The sequence below is a fragment of the Couchioplanes caeruleus genome (assembly GCF_003751945.1).
Taxonomy (GTDB): Bacteria; Actinomycetota; Actinomycetes; order Mycobacteriales; family Micromonosporaceae; genus Actinoplanes; species Actinoplanes caeruleus.
This window is the reverse complement of sequence record NZ_RJKL01000001.1, coordinates 5,800,905-5,822,052: the sequence shown is the minus strand read 5'-3', so window position 1 is coordinate 5,822,052 and position 21,148 is coordinate 5,800,905. Positions and strand designations below refer to the sequence as shown.

Sequence of the window (21,148 nt, the reverse complement as noted above, 5' to 3'; positions counted from 1 at the left end):
GCGCACCCGGGGTCCTCCAGGCACGATCCGACAACGAATTCATACATCTCACGCAGGCCCACTCATCGGAACGGCCAGTGAGCGGCTACCGTTCCGTACGTTTGAGGATCTGTACCCGAGGAGGAGCGCATCATGCACCCGAGCGGACGCGCTCGCCGAGCTCTCGCGGCACTGGGGTGCCTGGCGCTCGCCGCTGCCGGCGTGACCGCGTGTTCGGGTACGGACGGGCCCGGCAAGACGCTCGACACCTTCCTCGACGGCTGGCGCGGCGGCGATCTGAGCAAGGTCGGCTTCGTCACGGCGGCCGGCGGCAGGATCTCCGCCAAAGACACGTACACCCAGCTCCAGAACCTCTCCGGCGACCTGGCGAAGTCGCCCCTCCTGCTGTCGAAGCAGGGCGAGCCCGAGGAGACCGGGGACATCGCCTCCGCGCCGATCAAGCTCGACTGGACGCTACCGGGCGGCGCCGCCTGGTCCTACCAGAGCACCGTACGGCTGACGAAGGCCGGATCCGACGGTTGGCGGGTGGTCTGGGAGCCGGCGGTCGTGCACGGCGAGCTGACCGACGGTGACCGTCTGGAGCTACGCCGCAAGCCGGCCGACCGGGCCGACATCCTCGGCCTCGACGGCTCACCGATCGTGACGCAGCGCCCGGTCACGGTCGTCGGGGTCAGCCCCGAACAGATGACCAACCGCGACGAGGTGCTGGACGACCTGTCCGACGAGCTCAAGAAGATCAAGGTCAACCTCGACCTCAAGGACCTCAGGACCCGTATCGAGGGCTCCAAGCCGGACGCCTTCGTCGACGTGATCACCCTGCGGCAGGCCGACTACGACAAGGTCGGGGCCCGGATCCGTGCCCTCGAGGGCACGCTCACCCGGGAGGACGTCCGGGAGCTCGCCCCCAGCCGGGTGTTCGCCCGCGCCTCGCTCGGCACGGTCGACGCGGCCACCCGGGAGGACCTCGACGCCAACCCGGAGACGCTCGCGCAGGGCGACCAGGTCGGGCACGGCGGGCTCCAGCAGCGCTACGACACCCGGTTGCGCGGCATCCCGGGGCAGTCCGTGGTGATCGCCCGCAAGACCCCGGACGACAAGGTCGAGGACTCGCAGATCTTCAGCATCGAGCCGATCGCGGGGGCGCCGGTCAAGACCGCGCTCGACACCCGTACGCAGAACGCCGCCGACCGGGCCGTCGCCACGGTGAAGCAGCCCAGCGCGCTGGTGGCGATCAGGATCAGCGACTCGTCGGTGGTCGCCGTGGCCAACGGGCCGGACGGCGGTGGCACCGACACCGCCCTGACCGGCCAGGTGCCGGCCGGATCGACCTTCAAGATGGTCTCCGCCCTGGGGCTGCTGGACAAGAAGGCGGTCACCCTCGACGCCCGGGTCGACTGCCCGAAGACCAAGACGGTGGACGGACGCCAGTTCAAGAACTCGCACAACATGGCCCTGGGTTCGGTGCCGTTCCGGACGGACTTCGCCAAGTCGTGCAACACCGCGTTCGTCAACCTCGCCCCCAAGCTCGGCGCCGACGGGCTCCGGGACGCGGCGGCGAAGCTGGGCCTGGGCGCCAAGTGGGACGTGGGAGCCGACTCGTTCGCCGGCAAGATCTCCCCCGCCGACACCCCGACCGAGCTGGCGGCGGCGTCGTTCGGCCAGGGCGCGACGGCGGTGAGCCCGCTCGCGATGGCCGGCGCGACGGCGGCGGTCGCCCGCGGCCGGTTCCGGCAGCCGAGGCTCGTGCTGGAGCCGGCGCCGCCGAACGCGCTGCCGGACGGACCGCCGCTCGCGGAGTCGTCGATCACCCCGCTGAAGACGATGATGCGCCAGGTGGTCACCGACGGCACCGCGGAGGCGTTGAAGGACGTGCCCGGCGGGCCGGTGCACGGCAAGACGGGCACGGCCGAGTTCGCGAACGGCTCCGAGGAGACGCACGCGTGGTTCATCGGCTGGCAGGGGGACCTGGCCTTCGCGGTGATGGTGCAGAAGGGTGGCGCCGGCGCGGAAGCGGCGGTTCCGGTCGCCGAAAGCTTCCTGAGAGCCCTCAGGTGATGTCGGCGCGGGTCTCGGGCCCGAGCTCGAACGCGGGCCGCTGAGCCGGCAGCGAGAACTCCTCCGCCGGCCGGGGACGCAGCATGCCGGGCATGGTGGCGGGAAGCGGCTCGGAGTCGAGCAGCGGCGCGGCGCCCAGCGGACGCAGCGGGGGCTCGGCGGGCTCGGCCTCCACCAGCTCCGCGTCCACGGGATCCTCCGCGGCGGGTGCGGGGATCGCCGGCTCGCCTGCGGGTTCCGCGTCGACGACCTCCGCCTCGATCTCCGCCTCGATCTCCGATTCCTCGGCGGCGGCCTCGACGGCGGCGGCAGCCTCGACGGCGACAGGATCCGCGGCATCCGCCGCGACGACAAAAGCACCGTCAACGTCGGCGTCAGGGGCGACGTCAGCGGCAACAACAGGATCGGCGTCAACGGCAAGATCAGAAGCGGAAGCGGCGGCGGGTGCGGGCGCAGCGGGAAGTGGCGGGTCGGCATCGGACCGGCTCGGGGCCGGGGCCGGGGCCGGGGCCGGGGCCGGGGCCTGGGCCGGGGCCGGGGCCGGGGCCGGGGCCGGGGCCGGGGCCGGGGCCGGGGCCGGGGCCGGGGCCGGGGCCGGGGCCTGGGCCGGGGCGAGCGTGCCCGGCGCTCCCGGTGCCAGCAGGTCCGCGCGGGCCGCGATGAGGTCCGGCCGGGCGTCCACCGCGTGCGCCGACTTCAGGCCCGCCACGATCGCCGCGGTGATCTCCTCCGCGTAGGCGCCGTCGGGGTCGTAGTCGGGGTCGAAGACGGTGATCTCCACCCCCAGGCAGTGCGGCGACTCCACCAGGCCGGCCAGGAGCAGCTCCAGCTCCGGGAAGGCGATGCCGCCCGGCTCCGGCGCGTCCACGGCCGGCATCACCGCCGGGTCGAGCACATCCACGTCGAGATGCACCCAGTAGCCCGCGCAGTCCACGAGCTGATCGCGGGCCCATTGCGCGCTGCGGGCCGCGCCCTCCACGCGCAGGGTCGGCACCGGGCGGGTCACGATGCCGGCCGCCTGCAGGTCGAGGCGGTATTCGTCCTGGGCGCGGATGCCCATCACCACCACGTCGATGTCGCGGTAGTACGGCCGCCGGCCCTCCATCGCCGCCAGGTCGGCCTGGCCCCGGCCGGTGACCAGGGCGAGGTCCTCGCCGGCGGCCGCGCCGACGTACGAGGCGTTGCCGGGGTGGCGGAAGTCCGAGTGGCCGTCGACGAAGACCAGCCCGATGCGGCCGCCCACGGCCTCGCCGAGGCGGTGCATGGCGAGGGCCGAGCCGAGCACGATCGAGCAGTCGCCGCCCAGCACCACCGGGAACTCGCCCTCGTCGATGACCTGGCCGATGCGGTCGGCGAGGCGCCGGGAGTAGAGCGCGATCTCTCGCGCGTGGCAGACGCCGTCGCCCGGCCGCCAGTCGCCCGGGTCGTAGCGCGGCGGCGTCAGGCAGCCGGCGTCGCGGGCGTGCAGCCGGCGCAGCAGACCATGGTCGCGAAGGGCTCCAGGCGCCTTGGCGCAACCCGGCACCGACGTCGCGGTCGGCGGGCGCAGACCGAGATTGGACGGTGCGTCGAGCACGGCTATGCGGCGCATGGAGCCCCCCGAACCTGGCTAGAAGAGCGCGCGGGCTAGAGCACGGCGGGCGCTCGCGACCGCCGGGTCGTCCGGCCCGGCGACGGCGAAGAGCGACAGCAGATGCTTGCGTACGGCGTCGCGATCGTCGCCCGTGGACCGCTTGACGGCGGCGACGAGCCGCTCGTAGGCCTCGGGCGCCTGTCCGCTGAGGACCTCGATGTCGGCGGCGAGCCGCTGCGCCTCGAGGTCGTCGGGGTCGGTCGCGGCCCGGGCCATCACGCTCGCGGCGTCCGCGCCGGCGACCCGGCGATAGAGCTCGACCTGGGCGAGCCCGGCCTCGGCCGCGTGGTCCTGCGGCGACTCGGCGAGGATCTTCTTGTACGCCGCCTCGGCCGCGTCGAGGTCGCCGCTCATCAGGGCGTCGTCGGCCGCGTCCATCCGCGGGTCCTCGAGCGGGGCGACCTGGACCCCGCCGGCCTTGAGCACCGCGTCGATGTAGCGGCGGACCTCCGGCTCGGGCAGCACGCCGGTGAAGCCCTCGACGAGCTGCCCGCCGACCAGCGCGACCACCATCGGGATGCCCTGCACCCGCAGCGCCTGGGCGAGCCGTGGGTTGGCGTCCACGTCCACCTTGCCGAGCACCCAGCTTCCGCCGCCCTCGGCGGCGAGCTTCTCCAGGACCGGCGAGAGCTGCTTGCACGGCTCGCACCAGTCGGCCCAGAAGTCGAGGATGACCGGGGTCGTCATCGACAACTGGAGCACGGTCGTCTGGAAGTTCGCTTCGGTCACGTCGATCACCGCGGCGGCCGGGCCGCCGGGGCCGCTGGGCGCCGGCGACGCGGCGGGTCCGGCGGGTGCCGCGGCGGCACCGCCGGCACCGGCGGGACCGGCGGGCGCGGGCTTGCTCGCCGGCCGCAGCGCGCCGAGGTCGACCGCGCCGCGGGTGAAGATCGACGGAGTGGTCCGTGGGTCGCTCATGGTTACCTAGTCTCGCACGCACCGCCCGGCGGCCGCCGCGCCGCCGGGCAGGCGATATCGGACGTCACATCGTCCTTTTCCGATCAGAAGCGCGCGGGTTCCCGGTAGATCCCCCACTCGTCCTTGAGCACGCCGCAGATCTCGCCGAGGGTGGCCTCCGCCCGGGCCGCGTCGAGCATCGCGGGGATCATGTTGTCGCCGGTGCGGGCCACCTCGACCAGATGCGTGAGCGCCTGCTGGACGCGTACGGGATCACGGTCGTTCTTGCGGGCGCCCAGCTCGCGCTTCTGCACGACCTCGACCTCGTGCGAGACCCGGAGGATCTCGAGGTCCTTGGCGACCGTGCCGGTGTGCACGTTGACGCCGACGATCCTCTTCTCGTTCTTCTCCAGGGCCTGCTGGTAGACGAACGCCGCCTCCGCGATGTTCGCGGTGAACCAGCCGTCCTCGATGCCGCGCAGGATGCCCGAGGTCATCGTGCCGTCGTGGCCGAGGTCGCGGATGCGGGCGAAGATCTCCTCCGCCTCGGCCTCGATCCGGTCGGTGAGCGCCTCGACGTACCAGGAGCCGCCCAGCGGGTCGGCCACATTGGTCACGCCGGTCTCCTCCATCAGCACCTGCTGGGTACGCAGGGCGATCTCGGCGGACTCGTCGGTCGGCAGCGCGAGCGTCTCGTCGAGGGCGTTGGTGTGCAACGAGTTGGTGCCGCCGAGCACCGCGGCGAGGGCCTCGACGGCCGTCCGCACCACGTTGTTGACCGGCTGCTGCGCGGTCAGCGACACGCCCGCGGTCTGCGTGTGGAACTTCAGCCAGAGCGCCTTCTCGCTGGTGGCGCCGTACTCGTCGCGAAGATGCCGGGCCCAGATGCGGCGGGCGGCGCGGAACTTGGCGATCTCCTCGAAGAAGTCGACGTGCGCGTCGAAGAAGAAGCTCAGGCCGGGCGCGAACTGGTTGACGTCGAGGCCCCGGCTCAGCCCCAGCTCGACGTAGCCGAAGCCGTCGGCGAGCGTGTAGGCCAGCTCCTGCGCGGCCGTCGCCCCGGCCTCACGGATGTGGTAGCCCGACACCGACAGCGGCTTGTACTTGGGGATCTCGCGCGCGCAGTACTCCATCAGGTCGCCGATGAGCCGCAGGTGCGGCTCCGGCGCGAAGAGCCACTCCTTCTGCGCGATGTACTCCTTGAAGATGTCCGTCTGCAGCGTGCCGTCGAGCTTGCTCAGGTCGGCGCCCTGACGCTCGGCCGCGACGAGGTACATGCAGAAGACCGGGACGGCCGGGCCGGAGATCGTCATGCTGGTCGTGACGTCCTGCAGCTTGATGCCGTCGAAGAGCACGTCCATGTCGGCCGCCGAGTCGATGGCGACGCCGCAGTGGCCGACCTCGCCGAGCGACTGCGGGTCGTCGGAGTCGCGGCCCATCAGGGTCGGCATGTCGAACGCGACGCTGAGCCCGCCGCCGCCGGCGGCCAGGATCATCTTGTAGCGCTCGTTGGTCTGCTGGGCGTTGCCGAAGCCCGCGAACTGGCGGATGGTCCAGGTCCGTCCGCGATATCCGGTCGGATAGAGACCCCGGGTGTACGGGAACTCGCCCGGCCACCCGATCCGCTCGAAGTCCTCGACGGTGTCCCCGGGCGCGGGCCCGTAGACCGGGTCGAGACTCACCCCGGACAGCGTGGTGAAGTCGGCGTCCCGTTTGCGGGCGTCGTCGTAGCGCTTCTGCCAGCGCTCGCGACCGGCGGCGATGTCGGCTGCGTCCATGGCGCACATCGTATGCGCAATGCTGAACGATCGCTAAGGCCTGACGGCTGATCTACCCTGCCGTACGTGAAGATCCTGCGGATAGTGAGCGTCCTGGCCGTCGTCGTCGGGGTGACGCTGAACGCCTCCGGGCCCCAGACCCTGACCGGAATGCTCCCCTATTTCACGAACCAGAGCAATATTGCGTACGCGATCTTCGCGGCCTGGACCCTCTTCGGGACTCGCGTCGACCGGCCCGCGCTCAAGGGCGCCGTCACCCTCTACGTGGCCATCACCGGGCTGGTGTACCACCTTGTCCTGGCCAACCCGGCGAGCGGCTTCGCGAACGCCCCGTACGACCGCACGCCCGCCGAGGCCATCGGCAACCAGTTGCTGCACACCGTGGTCCCGCTGCTCGCCGTCCTGGACTGGCTGATCTTCGACGAGCGCCGGCGGTTCAAGCTCCGGCACGCCGCCTACTGGCTCGCCTTCCCGCTGGGCTATCTGGTCTTCGCGCTGATCCGGGGCCCGATCACCCACACGTACCCGTACCCGTTCATCGACGTGAACGACCTCGGCTACGGCGGCGTCGCGCTCAGCACGGTGTTCTTCGCGTTCGCGTTCTGGCTGCTGGGCCTCGCGTTCGTCGGCATCGACCGGCTCACCTTCGGCTCCCGCGCCCGCGAGACGGCCCCGGCCGGCGGGGACCTGCCTACTTGATGCCGTTCTTCGCACAGAACGCGGCGAACCGGCCGGCGCACACCGCCGACTTCTCCACGAAGCCGTCCTTGATGACGAAGCCGATGTCCTTGGCGAAGATCGGACGCGGCTCCAGCAGCACGGCCGGGACGAAGGCGCCGGACTCCGGGTCCTTCACCGGCTCCCCCTTCAAGGTCGGGTTCTGGCCCTGGAAAAGCTGGATCGCGAGGCCGGCCGCCGCGTCGGCCTCCTGCTTGATCGACTTGTAGACCGTCATGCACTGATCGCCCGCGAGGATGTTCTGCAGCCCCTGCACGGTCGCGTCCTGGCCGGTGACCGGGACCTTGCCGTTCATCCCGTCCTGCTTCAGCACCTTGATCGCCGCGTTGCCCAGCCCGTCGTTGGCCGCCAGCACACCGCGGATCTTCTTGCCGCTCTGCAACCACATCTCGCGGAAGACGACCTCGGCCTCGTCGTTGTTCCAGTCCTCGATCGACTGGTCCGGGCCCTTGAGGTAGACGCCGTCGTCGTACTTGGGCTGCAGCACCGACTCGTAGCCCGCCTTGAACAGGGTGGCGTTGTGGTCGGTGGGCGATCCGTTGAGGTCGGCCACCAGCGGGACCGACGCGCGCCTGTCCGTCAGGCACCGCACGAGGCCCTTGCCCTGCATCTCGCCGACCGCGACGTTGTCGAAGCTGACGTAGTAGTCCGCGCCGCCGTTGAGGGTCAGCCGGTCGTAGTCGATGGTCTTGATGCCCCGGGCCCGGGCCTTGTCGAGCACGTTCTTGCCGGTGACGGAGTCCAGGTTCGCGATCATGAGAACCCTGACGCCGCCCGCGATCATGCTGTCGGCGATGCGCTGGAACTGCGCCTTGTCGCCCTGGGCGTTCTGGATGTCGACAGGCACGCCGGCCTTGGCGAATGCCGCCTTGAGCAGCTTCGGGTCGTCGGTGCCCCACCGTTGCGAGGTCGTGGTGTCGGGCAGGATCACGCCGATCTTGCCCTCGCCCGCGGCACGGTTGCCGCCGCTGCCGCCAGGGGCGGCGGCATCGCCCTTCTCGTCCGTGCAGGCGGTCAGGCCGGAGAGGATGAGCAGGCCCGCCGCGGCCAGAGCGGACAATTTAGTACGCATGGCGTCTGCCTCCCGGGTCACGAGGGCGGCAACGCTACCAGCCATCACCGTTGCGTAACCCTGGAAGTACCGGCATCCGTCGATCTATTACGCGCGGTCACTGTCCAGGAGCGCGCGGCGACGGTCCTTGGCCGCGTACATCGCCATGTCGGCCTCGTGCAGCAGGCTGTCCGGGTCGTGCACGCCGTGGCGCCCGGTGGCCATGCCGATGCTCGCCCGCAGCGGCACGACGGCCTTGCCGATCTGCAGTTCGCCGCTCAACGCCCGCGCCAGCAGGTCGGCCAGCTCGCCCCGCCGGTCGATGGACGGTCCCTCCACGAGCACGGCGAACTCGTCGCCGCCCAGCCGCGCGACCGTGTCGCCGTCGCGGACGCAGGCCCGCAGCCGCCGCCCCACCTCGATCAGCAACCGGTCGCCGGCGGCGTGGCCGTACGCGTCGTTGACCGGCTTGAAGTCGTCGAGGTCGACGAGGAACACGGTGGCCGGGCCGGCCGCGAGGGCGTCGTGCAGGCGCCGCATGAACAGGCCGCGGTTGGCGAGCCTGGTCAGGCCGTCGTAGAACGCGAGCTCGGTGAGCTGGGCGGCGAGCTCGTCGCGCTCGCGCAGCAGCTCGGCGATGTGCCGGAAGGCGGCCACCTGCCGGCCGACGACCAGCGTCGTGGTCACCATGGCGCCGGTGGCGACGATCCAGGTCCGCCCGCCGAGCCCGTGCAGCGCCAGCACCACGACGGACAGGGCCCAGACCGCGGCAATCGCGCCGTAGGGCAACAGGCTGTACGGGCGCCGGGCCTCCCGCGCGGCGATCGGGACGGCGGACCGGACCCGGCGTTCCTGCAGCCGGACCCCGATCGCGACCAGCCCGCTCGCCAGCACGTTGGCGGCGAGCAGCCACGACATGGTGGGCGGCTGCACGTACATCGAGAAGGGCACCGCCTGGAGCACCGCCTGCAGCGTCGTGGCGAGGCCGGCGAGGAGGCCGGCCGCCCGGATGAAGGGCGACTGACCACCCAGCGTGATCTTGATGACCGCGAAGATCACGACGAGGAAGAGGCCGGGCTGGACCAGCAGCGCCATCGAGGCGCGCAGGACCCAGAGGGCGTCGCGGGCGCCGGGCGGCAGCTCGGCGAGCCAGAGTCCGAAGGTCATCGCGGCCGCCATCACCGTGGCCACGTCGACGCGGAGCCGGAACCGTTCCGCCGTGCTCATGACGCCGAGCGGGTGGCGCAGCATCCCGATGACGATGAGCACCATCGCCAGGGCGATCGAGCCGACCTGCGCCCCGGTGCCCGCCGCCGACACCGGCGCCAGCGGGTCGGGGATGACCGTCACGAGCTGGATCAGGGTGCCGCCCAGCAGCACGACTCCGGCGGCCGCGAACAGCCGCCACATGGTCTGCGCCGCGCGGGCCCGCGCCGCCTCGGGACGACCGGCGCCCGGCGCCGGACCGGCGAGCCGCGCGATGCGCCACGACGACCGCACGAAACTGCTGTGGATGACGAGGAAGAGCAGCCAGAAGACCGTCACCTGGACGCCGGCGGGAACGAGTCCCGGCCAGGCGCCGACCATGGCGCCGAGGATCAGGACGATGAGGCCCGCGAGCACCGGGTCGGCGCGCCACCTCGGCTGCGCTGCCCACAGACGGCCCATCGGTACCCTCTTCCGGTCCACTGCCCGCCGGGGTGGGCGGGAGTGTCGGCGCCTCCCATCGGCCACCGGGGCACGGACTTGAGGAACTTGAACCGGGTGGTGCGCGGTGACCTCAGCGACGGTCGCCGAGCTCGGCGAGGAGGGCCTCGGCCGCCGCGTACGGGTCGATCGCGCCGTCGGCCACCTGGGCCGCGAGCTTGCCGAGCGCCGTACCCTCGTGCAGCGAGCCCATGCGGGCACGCAGCGTGCCCAGCGCGATCGCCTCGACCTCGACGGCGGCCCGTTTCTCGTGCGCGGCCCGCAGCGAGCCGGTCTTCTCCAGCCACTCGCGGTGCTTCCCGATGGCCCCGACCACGTCGTCGATGCCCTCGCCCTTGACCGCGGTGGCGCGCACCACCTGCGGGCGCCAGTCGCCCGGGCCGCGCTCGCCGAGGCCGAGCATGCCCTGGATGTCGCGGTAGGTGGCGTCGGCGCCCGGCCGGTCCGCCTTGTTGACGACGAAGACGTCGGCGATCTCCAGGATGCCGGCCTTGACCGCCTGAATGGCGTCGCCCATGCCCGGGGCGAGCAGCACCAGGGTGGTGTCGGCCAGCGAGGCGATCTCCACCTCGGCCTGGCCGACCCCGACCGTCTCGACGAGCACCACGTCGCAGCCCGCGCCCTCCAGCACGCGGACCGCCTGCGGTGTGGCCGCGGCGAGCCCGCCGAGCTGGCCTCGGCTGGACATCGAGCGGATGTAGACGCCCGGGTCCGTGGTGTGCTCCTGCATGCGTACCCGGTCGCCGAGGATCGCGCCGCCGGTGAACGGGCTGGACGGGTCGACGGCCAGCACGCCCACCCGGTGCCCGGCCCGGCGCAGGGCGCGGACCAGCTCGTTGGTGGTGGTGGACTTGCCCACGCCGGGCGAGCCGGTGAGGCCGACGACCTGGGCGCGGCCCGCGTACGGGGCGAGCGCCGCGGCGACCTCTGCCAGCTTCGGATCGCCGTTCTCGACCATGCTGATCAGCCGCGCGACCGACCGCGGGTCGCCCTCGCGTGCCCGGGCGACCAGCGTGGGCACGTCCCGGAGCCTCCGTGCGCCGGCCGGGGAGGCCGCGGTCACCGCGGCCTCGCCGCCGACGCCACTCATGCTGCCGAGGGTACCTTGATGATCAGTGCGTCGCCCTGACCGCCGCCGCCGCACAGGCCCGCGGCGCCGGCGCCGCCGCCGCGGCGCTTGAGCTCCAGCGCCAGGGTCAGCACCAGCCGCGCACCGGACATGCCGATCGGGTGGCCCAGCGCGATCGCGCCGCCGTTGACGTTGACGATGTCCTCGTTGACCTTCAGCTCGCGCATCGAGTGGATGACGACCTGGGCGAACGCCTCGTTCATCTCGATGAGGTCAAGGTCCTCGACGCTCATCCCGGCCTTGCCGAGAGCGTGCTTGATGGCGTTGGCCGGCTGGGCCTGCAGCGAGCTGTCCGGGCCGGCGACGTTGCCGTGCGCGACGATCTCGGCGAGCCAGGTGAGGCCCAGCTCCTCGGCCTTGGCCTTGCTCATCACGACGACCGCCGCGGCGCCGTCGGAGATCGGCGACGCGCTGCCCGCGGTGATCGTGCCGTCCTTGGAGAAGGCCGGGCGCAGGCCGCCCAGCGACTCGGCGGTGGCGTCCGGGCGCACGCCCTCGTCGGTGTCGATCACGACGTCGACGCCGCGCTGGCCGGTCTTGATCGCGACGATCTCCTCGGCGAAGTGGCCGTTCATCTGGGCGGCGGCGGCGCGCTGGTGGCTGAGCGCGGCGAAGGCGTCCTGCTCCGCCCGGGAGATGTTGAGCTCCTTGCCGCTGCGCTCGGTCGACTCGCCCATGGAGATGCCGTCCCACGGGTCCATCAGGCCGTCGTAGGCGGTGTGGTCGCGGACCAGGATGTCACCGTACTTCTTGCCCTGGCGCTGGCCCATGAGCAGGTGCGGCGCGTTGGTCATCGACTCCATGCCGCCGGCCACCACGATGTCGAACTCGCCGGCCCGGATGAGCTGGTCGGCCAGGGCGATCGCGTCGATGCCGGAAAGGCACACCTTGTTGACGGTGACGGCCGGGGTCGTCATGGGGATGCCCGCGGCCACGGCCGCCTGCCGCGCGGTGATCTGCCCGGTGCCCGCCTGGAGCACCTGGCCCATGATCACGTACTGCACCTGGTCCGGGCTCACCCCGGCGCGCTCGAGCGCGCCGGCGATCGCATAGCCGCCGAGGGTGGTGGCCGGAACGTTCTTGAGATTTCCGAGAAGGCGGCCCATGGGGGTACGGGCGCCGCTGACGATCACCGAACTGGTCACGGAAGCTCCGCTTTCAGGTGGCTTTGCCGGATGGCTACGACGGGTGGGGTGGCGCAGGAGCGCGGCAGCGCCCCTCGTGGGGACCGGCCGCGACGCCTGAACGATGGTTAGGTCAGACTAGCCGGATGAGCCTTACGTCACCCAGCGGGGACAGCAGCGAGAATGTCACACTCTCCGGCATGGACTCCCTGCCGGCCGTCGGCATCCTGCGCATCGATCACGTCGGTATTGCCGTGGCGGATCTCGACAAGGCGATCGCCTTCTACGAGCAGACCTTCGGGCTGCGCTGCGTGCACCAGGAGACGAACGAGGAGCAGGGCGTACGTGAGGCGATGGTGGCCGCCGACGCGGACGGCACCGGGACGCGCATCCAACTGCTTGCGCCGCTGCGCCCCGACTCGGCGATCGCCAAGTTCCTCGACCGCAACGGGCCGGGTCTGCAACAGCTCGCATACACGGTGCGCGACGTCGAGGCGGCGAGTGCCGCGCTGCGCGCCCGGGGACTCCGCCTGCTGTACGAAGAGCCGAAGCGGGGCACGGCCGGGTCCCGGATCAACTTCGTCCACCCGAAGGACGCCGGCGGCGTACTCGTGGAGCTCGTGGAGCCCGCCTGATTCGTCAGCCTTCAGGGTGAAACGTCCTGACGGCGCCGCTGCGGGCTGGCAGGATCGTCGGCATCGAGGAGCGCCGCACGGCGGCACTGTGCGACGATCTTCGTTTCGCCCACTACACAGCAGGTAGCGGCGCGGCGACGCTCTGCGGGACGCCCCGGACGTGGCCCTCCGAACGGGCGCCCCGACCCCTCACCGGACAGGGTGAAGGCGATCTTTTGCCCGTTTACCCCGGCCGTTCGGTCTTGCGTAGCCCCCTGGGGGGTCTGCCAGTATGTCGCAATGCCCCAGCAGCCGGATGCCAATCTCGCGTTCTTCGAAACCGCAAATTCGCAGCACGACTTCACGGTTGTCCTGCGTGGATACGACCGCGGGCAGGTGGACGCCCACCTCGGCCGGCTGGTCGCGGCCCTGAACCAGTCCGAGCAGGCCCGCGGCGAGGCCGAGCAACGGATGAACGACGCGCAGCGCCGGCTGCGGCAGGCGGAACAGCGCCTGAACGCACTGGAGCAAAAACTCGCGGACAGCAACAAACTACTCGAAGAGAACAATCGACCGACGCTCTCCGGGCTGGGCACCCGGGTCGAGCAGATCCTGCGGCTGGCCGAGGAACAGGCGAACGATCACCGCAGCGAGGCCAAGCGAGAGTCTGAGGGCATCCTCTCCGCGGCACGGCTCGAGGCGCGGGAGATCACGGACAAGGCGCGTGCCGAGGCGGCCGCCATGAAGGCGACCGCCGAGCGCGAGGCGGGGCAGCTCCGGACGCACACGGAACGCGAGGCCGCCGAGGCCCGGGTGCAGGCCCGGCGCGAGGCCGACACGCTGCGCTCCGACGCCGACCGCGAGACCAAGCAGTTGCGTACGGTCACCGCGCACGAGGTCGCCGAGCTGAAGTCGACCGTGGAGCGCGAGGTGGCCTCGCTGCGGGCCACCGCCGAGCGGGAGATCACCCAGTTGCGCGCCAAGGCGGCCCGGGAGGCCGAGGAGAAGCGCGCCGAGGCCACCAAGCTGCTGACCGACTCCCGCGACAAGCGCGACAAGGACCTGCAGGCGCTGGCCCTGGAGATCGCCGAGCGCCGGGAGAAGGCCGAGCGCGAGGAGTCCGAGCGGCACGCCGCCCAGGTCAACGCCACCCAGCGGATGGTCGCCGAGGCCGAGGAGCGCGCCCGCGCCGCCGAGGACCGTGCCAAGGAGATCGAGCAGCGCGCCGAGACGCGGCGGGTCGAGTCCGAGCGCAACGCGGTCGAGACGGTCGAGAAGGCTCGGGCCCTCGCCGACAAGACGGTCACCGAGGCGCGCAGCGAGTCCCAGCGCCTGCTGAGCGAGGCGCGCCAGGAGGCCGAGCTCACCACGCAGGCCGCCAAGCGCGAGGTCGAGGACCTCACCCGGCAGAAGGACGCCGTCACCAACCAGCTCGGCCAGATGCTCTCCGGCCTGTCCGGCCTGGTGCCCACCGTCGGTGCCGCCGCGGAGACCGTGCAAAAGGCCGACAGCGGGCAGAAGGGCCAGGCCGCCAAGCCGGAAGCGCCCGCCCAGCGGGCCGCGGGCGGCGACGCCGAGGCGGGCAAGACCGAGGCAGCCACGAAGACGAGCTGAGTCTTTCGCCACTCGGTGTCCGGTTGCGCCACCCCAGCGGGTGCGCAACGGTTAGAGGACCGGGCCGGCTATACGAGACCTGTGTGCGGGCCGTACCGGGAAGTTCTCCGGTGCGGCCCGTCCTGTTCTCGCACTCACGCTGACACCAGACAATTGCGACTAAGCGCACAGTCCCTGCAGGCCGGTGTGTATCCACACGTCCCGGGACGATGCGTATGTGAGGATGGACAGCATGTCGCACGGCGGGGAAATCTTCGGTCTCGGTGGCGAGACGCCACCGGAGCCCAGCTTCGAGACCGCCCTGCGGGGTTACGAGAAGAAACAGGTCGAGCGCTACGTCGCCCGCGCCGAGACCGAGATCGCCACGCTGATCAGCGAGCGGGACGGCGCTCAACTGCAGAACCAGGCGCTGATGGGCCAGCTCGACCGGCTCCAGCAGGAGCTGTCCCAGGCACGCCGCCAGCCCGGCGTCGGCGCCGAGGTGTCGTTCCGCCACCTCGGTCCCAAGGTGGAGGAGATCCTCGCCAAGGCCGAAGAGGTCGCGGCGGACATCAAGAACTCCGCCACCGAGGACATCGCCGCCCGCCTCGCCGAGGCCGAGCGCATCCGCGCGGAGGCCGAGGCGCACGCGCACGACGGCATCCGTGACTTCGAGATCGCCCTCGCCGCCCGGCGCGCCGAGGAGGAGAAGGCCGACGCCGCCCGCCGGGCCGCCGCGGAGAAGGCGCTCGCCGCTAGCCGCCAGTCGGCCGAGCAGATGCGCGCCGAGGCCGAATCGACCCTGACCCGCGCCCGCGCCGAGGCCCAGCAGCTCACCGAGCGCACCGCCCAGGATGCTCAGCGGGTGCGCGCCGAGGCGGACGGCTACGCCAAGTCCACCCGGCTACAGGCCGAGCAGGAGATCAAGGCGCTGCGTGACAAGGCCCAGCAGGACATCGCGAAGCAGCGCGCCGACGCCGACCGCGAGCAGGCCGAGCTGAAGGCCAAGGTCGAGCGCGAGGTGGGCCAGCGCCGGCAGGAGGTCGTGCAGGAGCTCGGCCAGATGCGCACCGCCGTCGAGAAGCAGTGCGCCGACCTGCGCAGCGAGGCGGACAAGTACGCCGAGGAGGTCCTGCGCCGCTCCGACGAGCAGGCCAGCGCCATCCGCAAGGAGATCGCGTCCCAGCAGGACAAGATCACCGCTGCCGGCCGGGACCTCGAGGCCGCGCGGGCCAAGGTCACCGAGTCGGAACGGAAGGCCGTCGAGGCCGCCGACCGCCGCAAGGCCGCCGAACGCGAGGCGGAGCGGGTGCAGCAGCGCCTCGCCGAGGTCAAGCGCGAGCTGGAGGCGGAGCTGACGAAGGTCGCGGAGGCCAAGCGTGCGGGCGAGGCCGCCGAGCGCCACGCCGCCGACGTCCGCCGCCAGGTGCAGAAAGAAGCGAAGCGGGTGGCGGAGCTCGCCGCGGCGGCGGTCCTCGCGGCGGCAGCCTCCCCGGAAGACGACAACGACGGTCCCGACGACGCGGTCGGTCCCCCCTCGGGCGGGCCGGGTGCGTCCGCCGCCCGGACGGGCACGGTTCCGGCCGACGAGGGCACGGCATCGGGCCCCTCGGCGACCGGCACGGCTGCTCCGGCCACCGGCTCGGCACCGGTCACGGGGACCGCTTCGGTCTCGTCCCCGAGCGCGCCGGCGGTCAAATCCACCGGACAGCAGGCACCGGACCTGCCGCCCGCTCCCGGCGCCGTGGCGAGCCCCGGCAAGATCACCGCGTCGGCCAAGGTGACCACCCGGCCGAGCGGGAGCCGGGTCGGCGTCGACGCGGACTGACCGGGCACGACACCCCGGCCCGGCGCGAGCGCGCCTACTCGGTGGTCGGTCCCGGCACGGGGGTGTCCGCGAAGGCGGCCACGGTGCGGTCCGCGTACGCGTTCATGTCCCCCGATTCGATCGGCCCGTCCCACTCGCGCGGCAGCGGCACGGTCACGCCCGGGGCGACCCGGCGCACGATCTCGTCCAGGACGGTTTCGGCGTCGCCGACCCAGAGATGCTTGGCACCGGGCACGCCGACCACCTCGGCCTGCGGAATCGCCCGGAAACGCTCGACGGCGGCATCCGGGCGCAGGTAGTCGTCGAACTCCGGGACCAGCGCCGTCACCGGCTTGCCGGCTTCCGCCCAGGCGGCCAGATGCTCCGGGCCGGAGAAGCGCAGCGGCGGCGACAGCAGGATGGCGCCCGCGACGACCGGGTCCAGGCCGTGCATCAGCGTGAGATCGGTGCCGAAGGACCAGCCGAGCAGCCAGACGTGCGGCAGATCGGCGAACTCCGCGTACTCGATGGCGGCCGCCACGTCGTACTTCTCCTCGACCGCCGCGGAGAACGCGCCCTCGCTCGTGCCCCGGACGCTGGACGTGCCGCGGGTGTTGAAGCGCAGCACCGCGACGCCGGCCAGGGCGGGCAGGCGCCAGGCCGCCTTCCGGAAGACGTGGCTGTCCATCATGCCGCCGTGGGTGGGCAGCGGATGCAGGCACACCAGGGTGGCGACCGGTTCGCGGTCGAGCGGCCGGGCCAGCTCGCCGACGAGGGTCAACCCGTCGGCGGTGTGCAGTTCGATGTCCTCCCGGCAGGCCGGCAGGATGGAGTTCGCGCGGATCTGGTTGGTCACGTCCTTGATCTTTCCCCAGGAACGGCAGGTCACCCGTAGCGGGGCGCGTTGCGGGAGCGTTCCACCGCCGGGCCGCGCCGGTCGCGGGCACGCCAGCAGCCGGTGTGCCAGTGCCGGCGGTCCGACGCGTCGCCGCGCTCGTCGGCCGGCCAGGCCACGACGTGTGCCATCCCGGGCGGGATGTCCTGCACACAGCCCGGGCACCGGTACGTCTTCACCGCCGCCCCGCCGAAGATCGACCGGACCATCCACTCGCCGTCCTGATACTGCTGGACGCCCTCCACGCCTCGGCGGACACGCTCGTCCGGGACGAGGGGCGACTCGTCACGGCGGACGCGATTCCGGCGGGGACTCATGATTATCAAGCGTACGTGGGAGCCCCGGGACCCCGAACGCGACATAGACTCGCGTCATGACGGCTACCCGTACCCCCGGAGTCCCCGTGGTCGAGGACGGCGTCCTCATCTCGACCAGTCCTGCGACCGGGGCGGAGGCGGGGCGCGTGCCCGTCGCCGACGCCGCGGCGGTCACCGCCGCCGTGGAGCGTGCCCGCGCGGCCGGGGCGTGGTGGGCCGGCCTGGGCTTCGAGGAGCGCAAGATCCGGATGCTGCGGTGGCGGGCCCTGCTGGCCGAGCGGCTGGAGGAGCTGGCCGCGCTCACCCACACCGAGACCGGCAAGCCGGTCGCCGACGCCATCGTCGAGGCCAGCGCCGCGATCGAGCACACGGACTGGGCGGCCCGGCACGCCCGGCGCGTGCTCGGCCCGCGCCGCACGCGGTCGCGGCTGTTGCTCGCCGAGCACGCCGGCCACCTGGAATACCAGCCGTACGGCGTGATCGGCGTCATCGGCCCCTGGAACTACCCGATCCTGACCCCGCTGGGCCCGATCTCCGGCGCGCTCGCCGCCGGCAACGCCGTGGTCCTCAAGCCCAGCGAGTACACCCCCGCGGTCGGTCAATGGCTGGTCGACACCTTCGCCGAGATCGTGCCCGAGCGGCCGGTCCTGCAGGCCATCCACGGCCTCGGCGACGTCGGCGCCCTGCTGTGCCGCTCCGGCGTCGGCAAGGTGGCCTTCACCGGTTCGACCGCCACCGGCAAGAAGGTCATGGCCGCCTGCGCGGAGACCCTGACGCCGGTCATCATCGAGGCCGGCGGCAAGGACGCGCTGATCGTCGACGCCGACGCCGACGTGAACGCGGCGGCCGAGGCCGCCGTCTGGGGCGCCATGACCAACGCCGGGCAGACCTGCATCGGCATCGAGCGGGTGTACGCCGTCGCACCGGTCTACGACGCCTTCGTCGACGCGGTGGTGGCCAAGGCCGGCAAGCTCACCATCGGCGAGGACATCGGTCCGATGACCATGCCCGGCCAGCTCGACGTGGTCCGCCGGCACATCGACGACGCCCTGAAGAGCGGCGGGCGGGCGGTGCTGGGCGGTGCCGAGGCGGTGCAGCCGCCGCACGTCGCGCCGACCGTGCTGGTCGACGTGCCCGAGGACTCGGCGGCGATCCGCGAGGAGACCTTCGGCCCGACGCTGACGATCACCAAGGTCGCCGATGCCGACGAGGCGGTGGTGCGGGCCAACGCGCTGCCGTACGGTCTCGGCGGCGCGGTCTTCGGCAAGGCGAACGCCATCCGGATCGCTCGCCGGCTGCGCACCGGCATGGTGTCGGTGAACTCGACGCTGAGCTTCGTCGGCATGGCCAACCTGCCGTTCGGCGGCGTCGGCGACTCGGGCTTCGGCCGCATCCACGGCGAGGACGGGCTGCGCGAGTTCGCCGTGCCCAAGGCCATCACCGTGCGCCGGGCGCCCTCGATGCTGCCGGCAATGACCTTCGAACGCACCCCGGCCCAGGTCCAGCGCATCGTCAAGGCCCTGAAGCTCCTGTACGGGCGCCGCCCGTGAGCGGGTTTCCACCGCCCACCCTGACCGGAAAGTGAAACTTGCTATTTTCGGTCGGTGGATCATGAACTTGCGGTCAAGGTCCGCGGTCTGTCGGTGAGCTACGGCTCGACGCCGGTCCTGGTCGACGTCGGCCTGACCGTGCCGGTCGGCTCCGGCGTCTGCATCACCGGCGAGAACGGCATCGGCAAGTCCACGTTGCTGCGCTGCATCGCGAGCCTCCAGCGGCCCGACGCGGGTGAGATCGAGGTCTTCGGCGGCCCACCGGGGTCCACACCCGAGTTCTGGCGGGCCGTGGCGACCACGGTGGAGCCGCCGACCTGGTATCCGGGCCTGACCGCCCGCGAGCACGCCGAGCTGGTGTGCCGCGCGCACGGCCTGGACGCGGCGGAGGCCGGCGTGGACGAGGCGCTCGACCGGTTCGGCATCGGCACGCACGCGGATGCGAATCCGCCGTCGATGTCGTCGGGCCAGAAGCAGCGGCTCACCCTGGCCCTGGCCCTGCTGCGCCCGAGCCGGCTACTCATCCTCGACGAGCCCGAGCAGCGCCTCGATCCCGAGGGCCGCGCGACGGTGGCGGCGATGCTGGCGGCGTACCGAAAGGACGGCGGCACGGTCCTGATGGCGAGCCACGACGACGCCTTCGCGGCCGCGGCGGGCGCCGTCGTCACCGGCATGGCCGACCTGGTCACCGCATGACCGCCGCCGTCCGCGTCGGGGAAGTCCGCAGGTGGGTGCGCCGGGCCCAGTCGTCACACCGCGAGCGTGGCGAGACGCTCGGCAACGTCTACTTCGCCGTCCTCTTCGTCGCGATCGTCGGCGGGATCCTGCACAGACAGCTCGCGGTGGTCGTCTGGCCCGGCACGCCGCAGGCCTCCCTCCTCGCCGGAGCCGCGCTCGCCGTGGCCCTGACCGGCGGCACCTATCTGGCCCTGCGCCGCCTCGGCCCGCTCGGGTTGAGCCGCCCGGCCGCCTCCTGGCTGCTCACGGCGCCGGTCAGCCGCCGCCGGCTGCTGCTGCCGTCGCTGTGGTTCGCGGCCGCCGGCGCGGCCGCCGCGGGAGCGTTGGGCGGGCTCGCGGTCCTCGGGCACGCCACCGCCCGACCGGTGCCGGCACCCGCGATGCTGCTGCCCGCGGCCGGCGCGCTGGCCGGGGTCACCCTCCTGCTCCTGGCCCTGGCCGCGCAGGCGGACCGGTGGTGGTCGGCCCGCTCGGACGACCTCGCCTCCCTGCTGCTGGCGGCGGGGGTGGGCGGCCTGGTCGCGGACTCGGCCGGACTCGCGCCCGGCACGCACCCGGGTTGGCCCGCGACGACCGTCATGGCCGGCGCCACGGCCGCCCTCGCGCTGGTCGTGACGGCGCTCCTGCTCATCGCCGTACGTGGCCTCGCCCGTACCCCCAACGACCGCATCCTGGAGGCGTCCCGCACGGCCGGCACGCTGTGGGATTCCGCGTACGGGATGGAGCCGTCGTTCGTCACCGAGATGGTGGAGCGTCGCTACTGGGCACACCGGAAGCTACGGTCGGCACGCCTGCCGGGGCGGGTACCCGTCCTGGTGGCCCAGGACCTGCTGGTGCTGCGCCGCCGCCCCCGGCGCCTGCTGTGGCTGGCCGGAGCGACCACCCTCCCGGCCCTGCTGGGCAGCGCCCCGACCTGGCTCCTCGCCCTCGCGACACTCGTCGGCGGCCTTCCGGCCGGCGGCGTGACGGCCGCGACCATCCGCACCGACGCGGGCAACCCGTGGATGCTGCGCATGCTGGGGCTCAGCTCCCGGGCGGTGGTGCTGCAACGCCTCTGGGTCCCGGGCATCCTGGCGGCCGCCTGGTACGCCGCCGCCTTCACCCTCCTGCACGTCCTCGACCACCTGCCACCGGGGCCCTGGTGGGCACTGGGCCTGGCCCTCGGCCCGGTCGGCGCGGTGGCCGCGGTCCGCAAGGGCCGTACCGGCTTCGTCGACAACTCGCTGATGCCCCTGGACACCCCGATGGGCTCGGTGGCGACCGGCCCGCTGATCGCGGCACTCGCGGGCCTCGACGTGCTCCTGCTCGGCATCCCGACGATCGTCCACCTAGCCCAGCATCAGCCGCTGACCTGGACCGGAGTCGCCGTCCAGGCGGCGGTGGGGATGTTCGGCGCACGAGCCTACGTCAGCGGCACCACGGCAAAGGACCGCGTCGAACTGGCCGGCACCTAGGCGCGGGGCAGGAGCCGGATCGTCACCGTCACGACCTGCGGGACGGCGACGGTGTCGACGATCGCCCG

The 21,148-nt window shown here is 72.5% G+C and carries 16 protein-coding genes and 1 pseudogene; 8 read left to right on the top strand and 9 right to left on the bottom strand.

The genetic code is table 11. The features are described 5' to 3' along the window. Positions 1-132 precede the first annotated feature (132 nt). Positions 133-2,055, top strand: a complete 1,923-nt coding sequence (locus EDD30_RS26100) for a penicillin-binding transpeptidase domain-containing protein (protein ID WP_123678518.1) — start codon at positions 133-135, stop codon at positions 2,053-2,055. Positions 2,056-2,623: 568 nt separating this feature from the next. On the opposite strand, the pseudogene EDD30_RS41805 reads toward EDD30_RS26100, so the two are convergent. From EDD30_RS41805 to icmA, 3 genes and pseudogenes are all read right to left on the bottom strand, one after another. Next, positions 2,624-3,646 (bottom strand): annotated as a pseudogene (locus EDD30_RS41805) (arginase family protein); the annotation flags it as partial. An 18-nt stretch (positions 3,647-3,664) separates the two neighbouring features. Continuing rightward, positions 3,665-4,606, bottom strand: a complete 942-nt coding sequence (locus EDD30_RS26090; RefSeq protein WP_071810136.1) for a tetratricopeptide repeat protein — start codon at positions 4,604-4,606, stop codon at positions 3,665-3,667. Positions 4,607-4,689: 83 nt separating this feature from the next. Next, positions 4,690-6,363: a coenzyme B12-dependent isobutyryl-CoA mutase large subunit gene (gene icmA / locus EDD30_RS26085; protein WP_071810135.1), complete on the bottom strand. Its 1,674-nt coding sequence runs from the start codon at positions 6,361-6,363 to the stop codon at positions 4,690-4,692. Between the two features lie 66 nt (positions 6,364-6,429). On the opposite strand from icmA, the gene EDD30_RS26080 reads away from it, so the two are divergent. Continuing rightward, a complete protein-coding gene (locus tag EDD30_RS26080) occupies positions 6,430-7,062 on the top strand; it encodes a Pr6Pr family membrane protein (protein WP_123678516.1) in 633 nt (210 codons plus the stop codon). On the opposite strand, the gene EDD30_RS26075 is transcribed toward EDD30_RS26080, so the two are convergent. From EDD30_RS26075 to EDD30_RS26060, 4 genes are all read right to left on the bottom strand, one after another. Beyond that, positions 7,055-8,173: a sugar ABC transporter substrate-binding protein gene (locus EDD30_RS26075; protein WP_071810133.1), complete on the bottom strand. Its 1,119-nt coding sequence runs from the start codon at positions 8,171-8,173 to the stop codon at positions 7,055-7,057. The genes EDD30_RS26080 and EDD30_RS26075 overlap by 8 nt on opposite strands. An 87-nt stretch (positions 8,174-8,260) precedes the next feature. After that, positions 8,261-9,820: a GGDEF domain-containing protein gene (locus EDD30_RS41570; RefSeq protein WP_071810132.1), complete on the bottom strand. Its 1,560-nt coding sequence runs from the start codon at positions 9,818-9,820 to the stop codon at positions 8,261-8,263. Positions 9,821-9,932: 112 nt separating this feature from the next. Next, positions 9,933-10,949 (bottom strand): methylmalonyl Co-A mutase-associated GTPase MeaB, encoded by a 1,017-nt coding sequence (gene meaB, locus EDD30_RS26065; RefSeq protein WP_071810131.1) that lies wholly within the window; start codon positions 10,947-10,949, stop codon positions 9,933-9,935. Continuing rightward, positions 10,946-12,133, bottom strand: coding sequence for an acetyl-CoA C-acetyltransferase (locus EDD30_RS26060; protein WP_071810130.1), 1,188 nt, complete (start codon positions 12,131-12,133; stop codon positions 10,946-10,948). Before EDD30_RS26060 ends, meaB begins: the two co-directional genes overlap by 4 nt. 125 nt (positions 12,134-12,258) lie before the next feature. Between EDD30_RS26060 and mce the strand changes: the two genes are divergently transcribed. The 3 genes from mce to EDD30_RS26045 all read left to right on the top strand — a co-directional run bounded on the left by mce (position 12,259) and on the right by EDD30_RS26045 (position 16,147). After that, the gene (gene mce / locus EDD30_RS26055) at positions 12,259-12,747 is read left to right on the top strand and encodes a methylmalonyl-CoA epimerase (RefSeq protein ID WP_084557993.1); all 489 of its coding nucleotides are present in this window, start codon (positions 12,259-12,261) and stop codon (positions 12,745-12,747) included. A gap of 279 nt (positions 12,748-13,026) precedes the next feature. Then, complete coding sequence (locus EDD30_RS26050; protein WP_071810128.1) at positions 13,027-14,340, top strand: DivIVA domain-containing protein; 1,314 nt, start codon at positions 13,027-13,029, stop codon at positions 14,338-14,340. A gap of 232 nt (positions 14,341-14,572) precedes the next feature. Then, the gene (locus tag EDD30_RS26045) at positions 14,573-16,147 is read left to right on the top strand and encodes a DivIVA domain-containing protein (RefSeq protein WP_071810139.1); all 1,575 of its coding nucleotides are present in this window, start codon (positions 14,573-14,575) and stop codon (positions 16,145-16,147) included. A 34-nt stretch (positions 16,148-16,181) separates the two neighbouring features. Here EDD30_RS26045 and EDD30_RS26040 read toward each other — a convergent pair whose 3' ends face one another. Together EDD30_RS26040 and EDD30_RS26035 are read right to left on the bottom strand one after the other, a co-directional pair. Beyond that, complete coding sequence (locus tag EDD30_RS26040) at positions 16,182-16,982, bottom strand: alpha/beta hydrolase (RefSeq protein ID WP_071810137.1); 801 nt, start codon at positions 16,980-16,982, stop codon at positions 16,182-16,184. Between the two features lie 29 nt (positions 16,983-17,011). Beyond that, entirely contained in the window at positions 17,012-17,338 is a 327-nt protein-coding gene (locus tag EDD30_RS26035) for a hypothetical protein (protein ID WP_211278076.1), read from the bottom strand. A 56-nt stretch (positions 17,339-17,394) separates the two neighbouring features. On the opposite strand from EDD30_RS26035, the gene EDD30_RS26030 reads away from it, so the two are divergent. The 3 genes from EDD30_RS26030 to EDD30_RS26020 are packed head-to-tail and all read left to right on the top strand — an operon-like array spanning position 17,395 to position 21,080. Then, positions 17,395-18,888, top strand: coding sequence for an aldehyde dehydrogenase family protein (locus EDD30_RS26030; protein ID WP_071810127.1), 1,494 nt, complete (start codon positions 17,395-17,397; stop codon positions 18,886-18,888). Positions 18,889-18,942: 54 nt separating this feature from the next. After that, complete coding sequence (locus tag EDD30_RS26025) at positions 18,943-19,584, top strand: ABC transporter ATP-binding protein (protein ID WP_071810126.1); 642 nt, start codon at positions 18,943-18,945, stop codon at positions 19,582-19,584. After that, positions 19,581-21,080, top strand: coding sequence for a DUF6297 family protein (locus tag EDD30_RS26020; RefSeq protein ID WP_071810125.1), 1,500 nt, complete (start codon positions 19,581-19,583; stop codon positions 21,078-21,080). The genes EDD30_RS26025 and EDD30_RS26020 overlap by 4 nt, the downstream gene beginning before the upstream one ends. Positions 21,081-21,148: the final 68 nt, after the last annotated feature.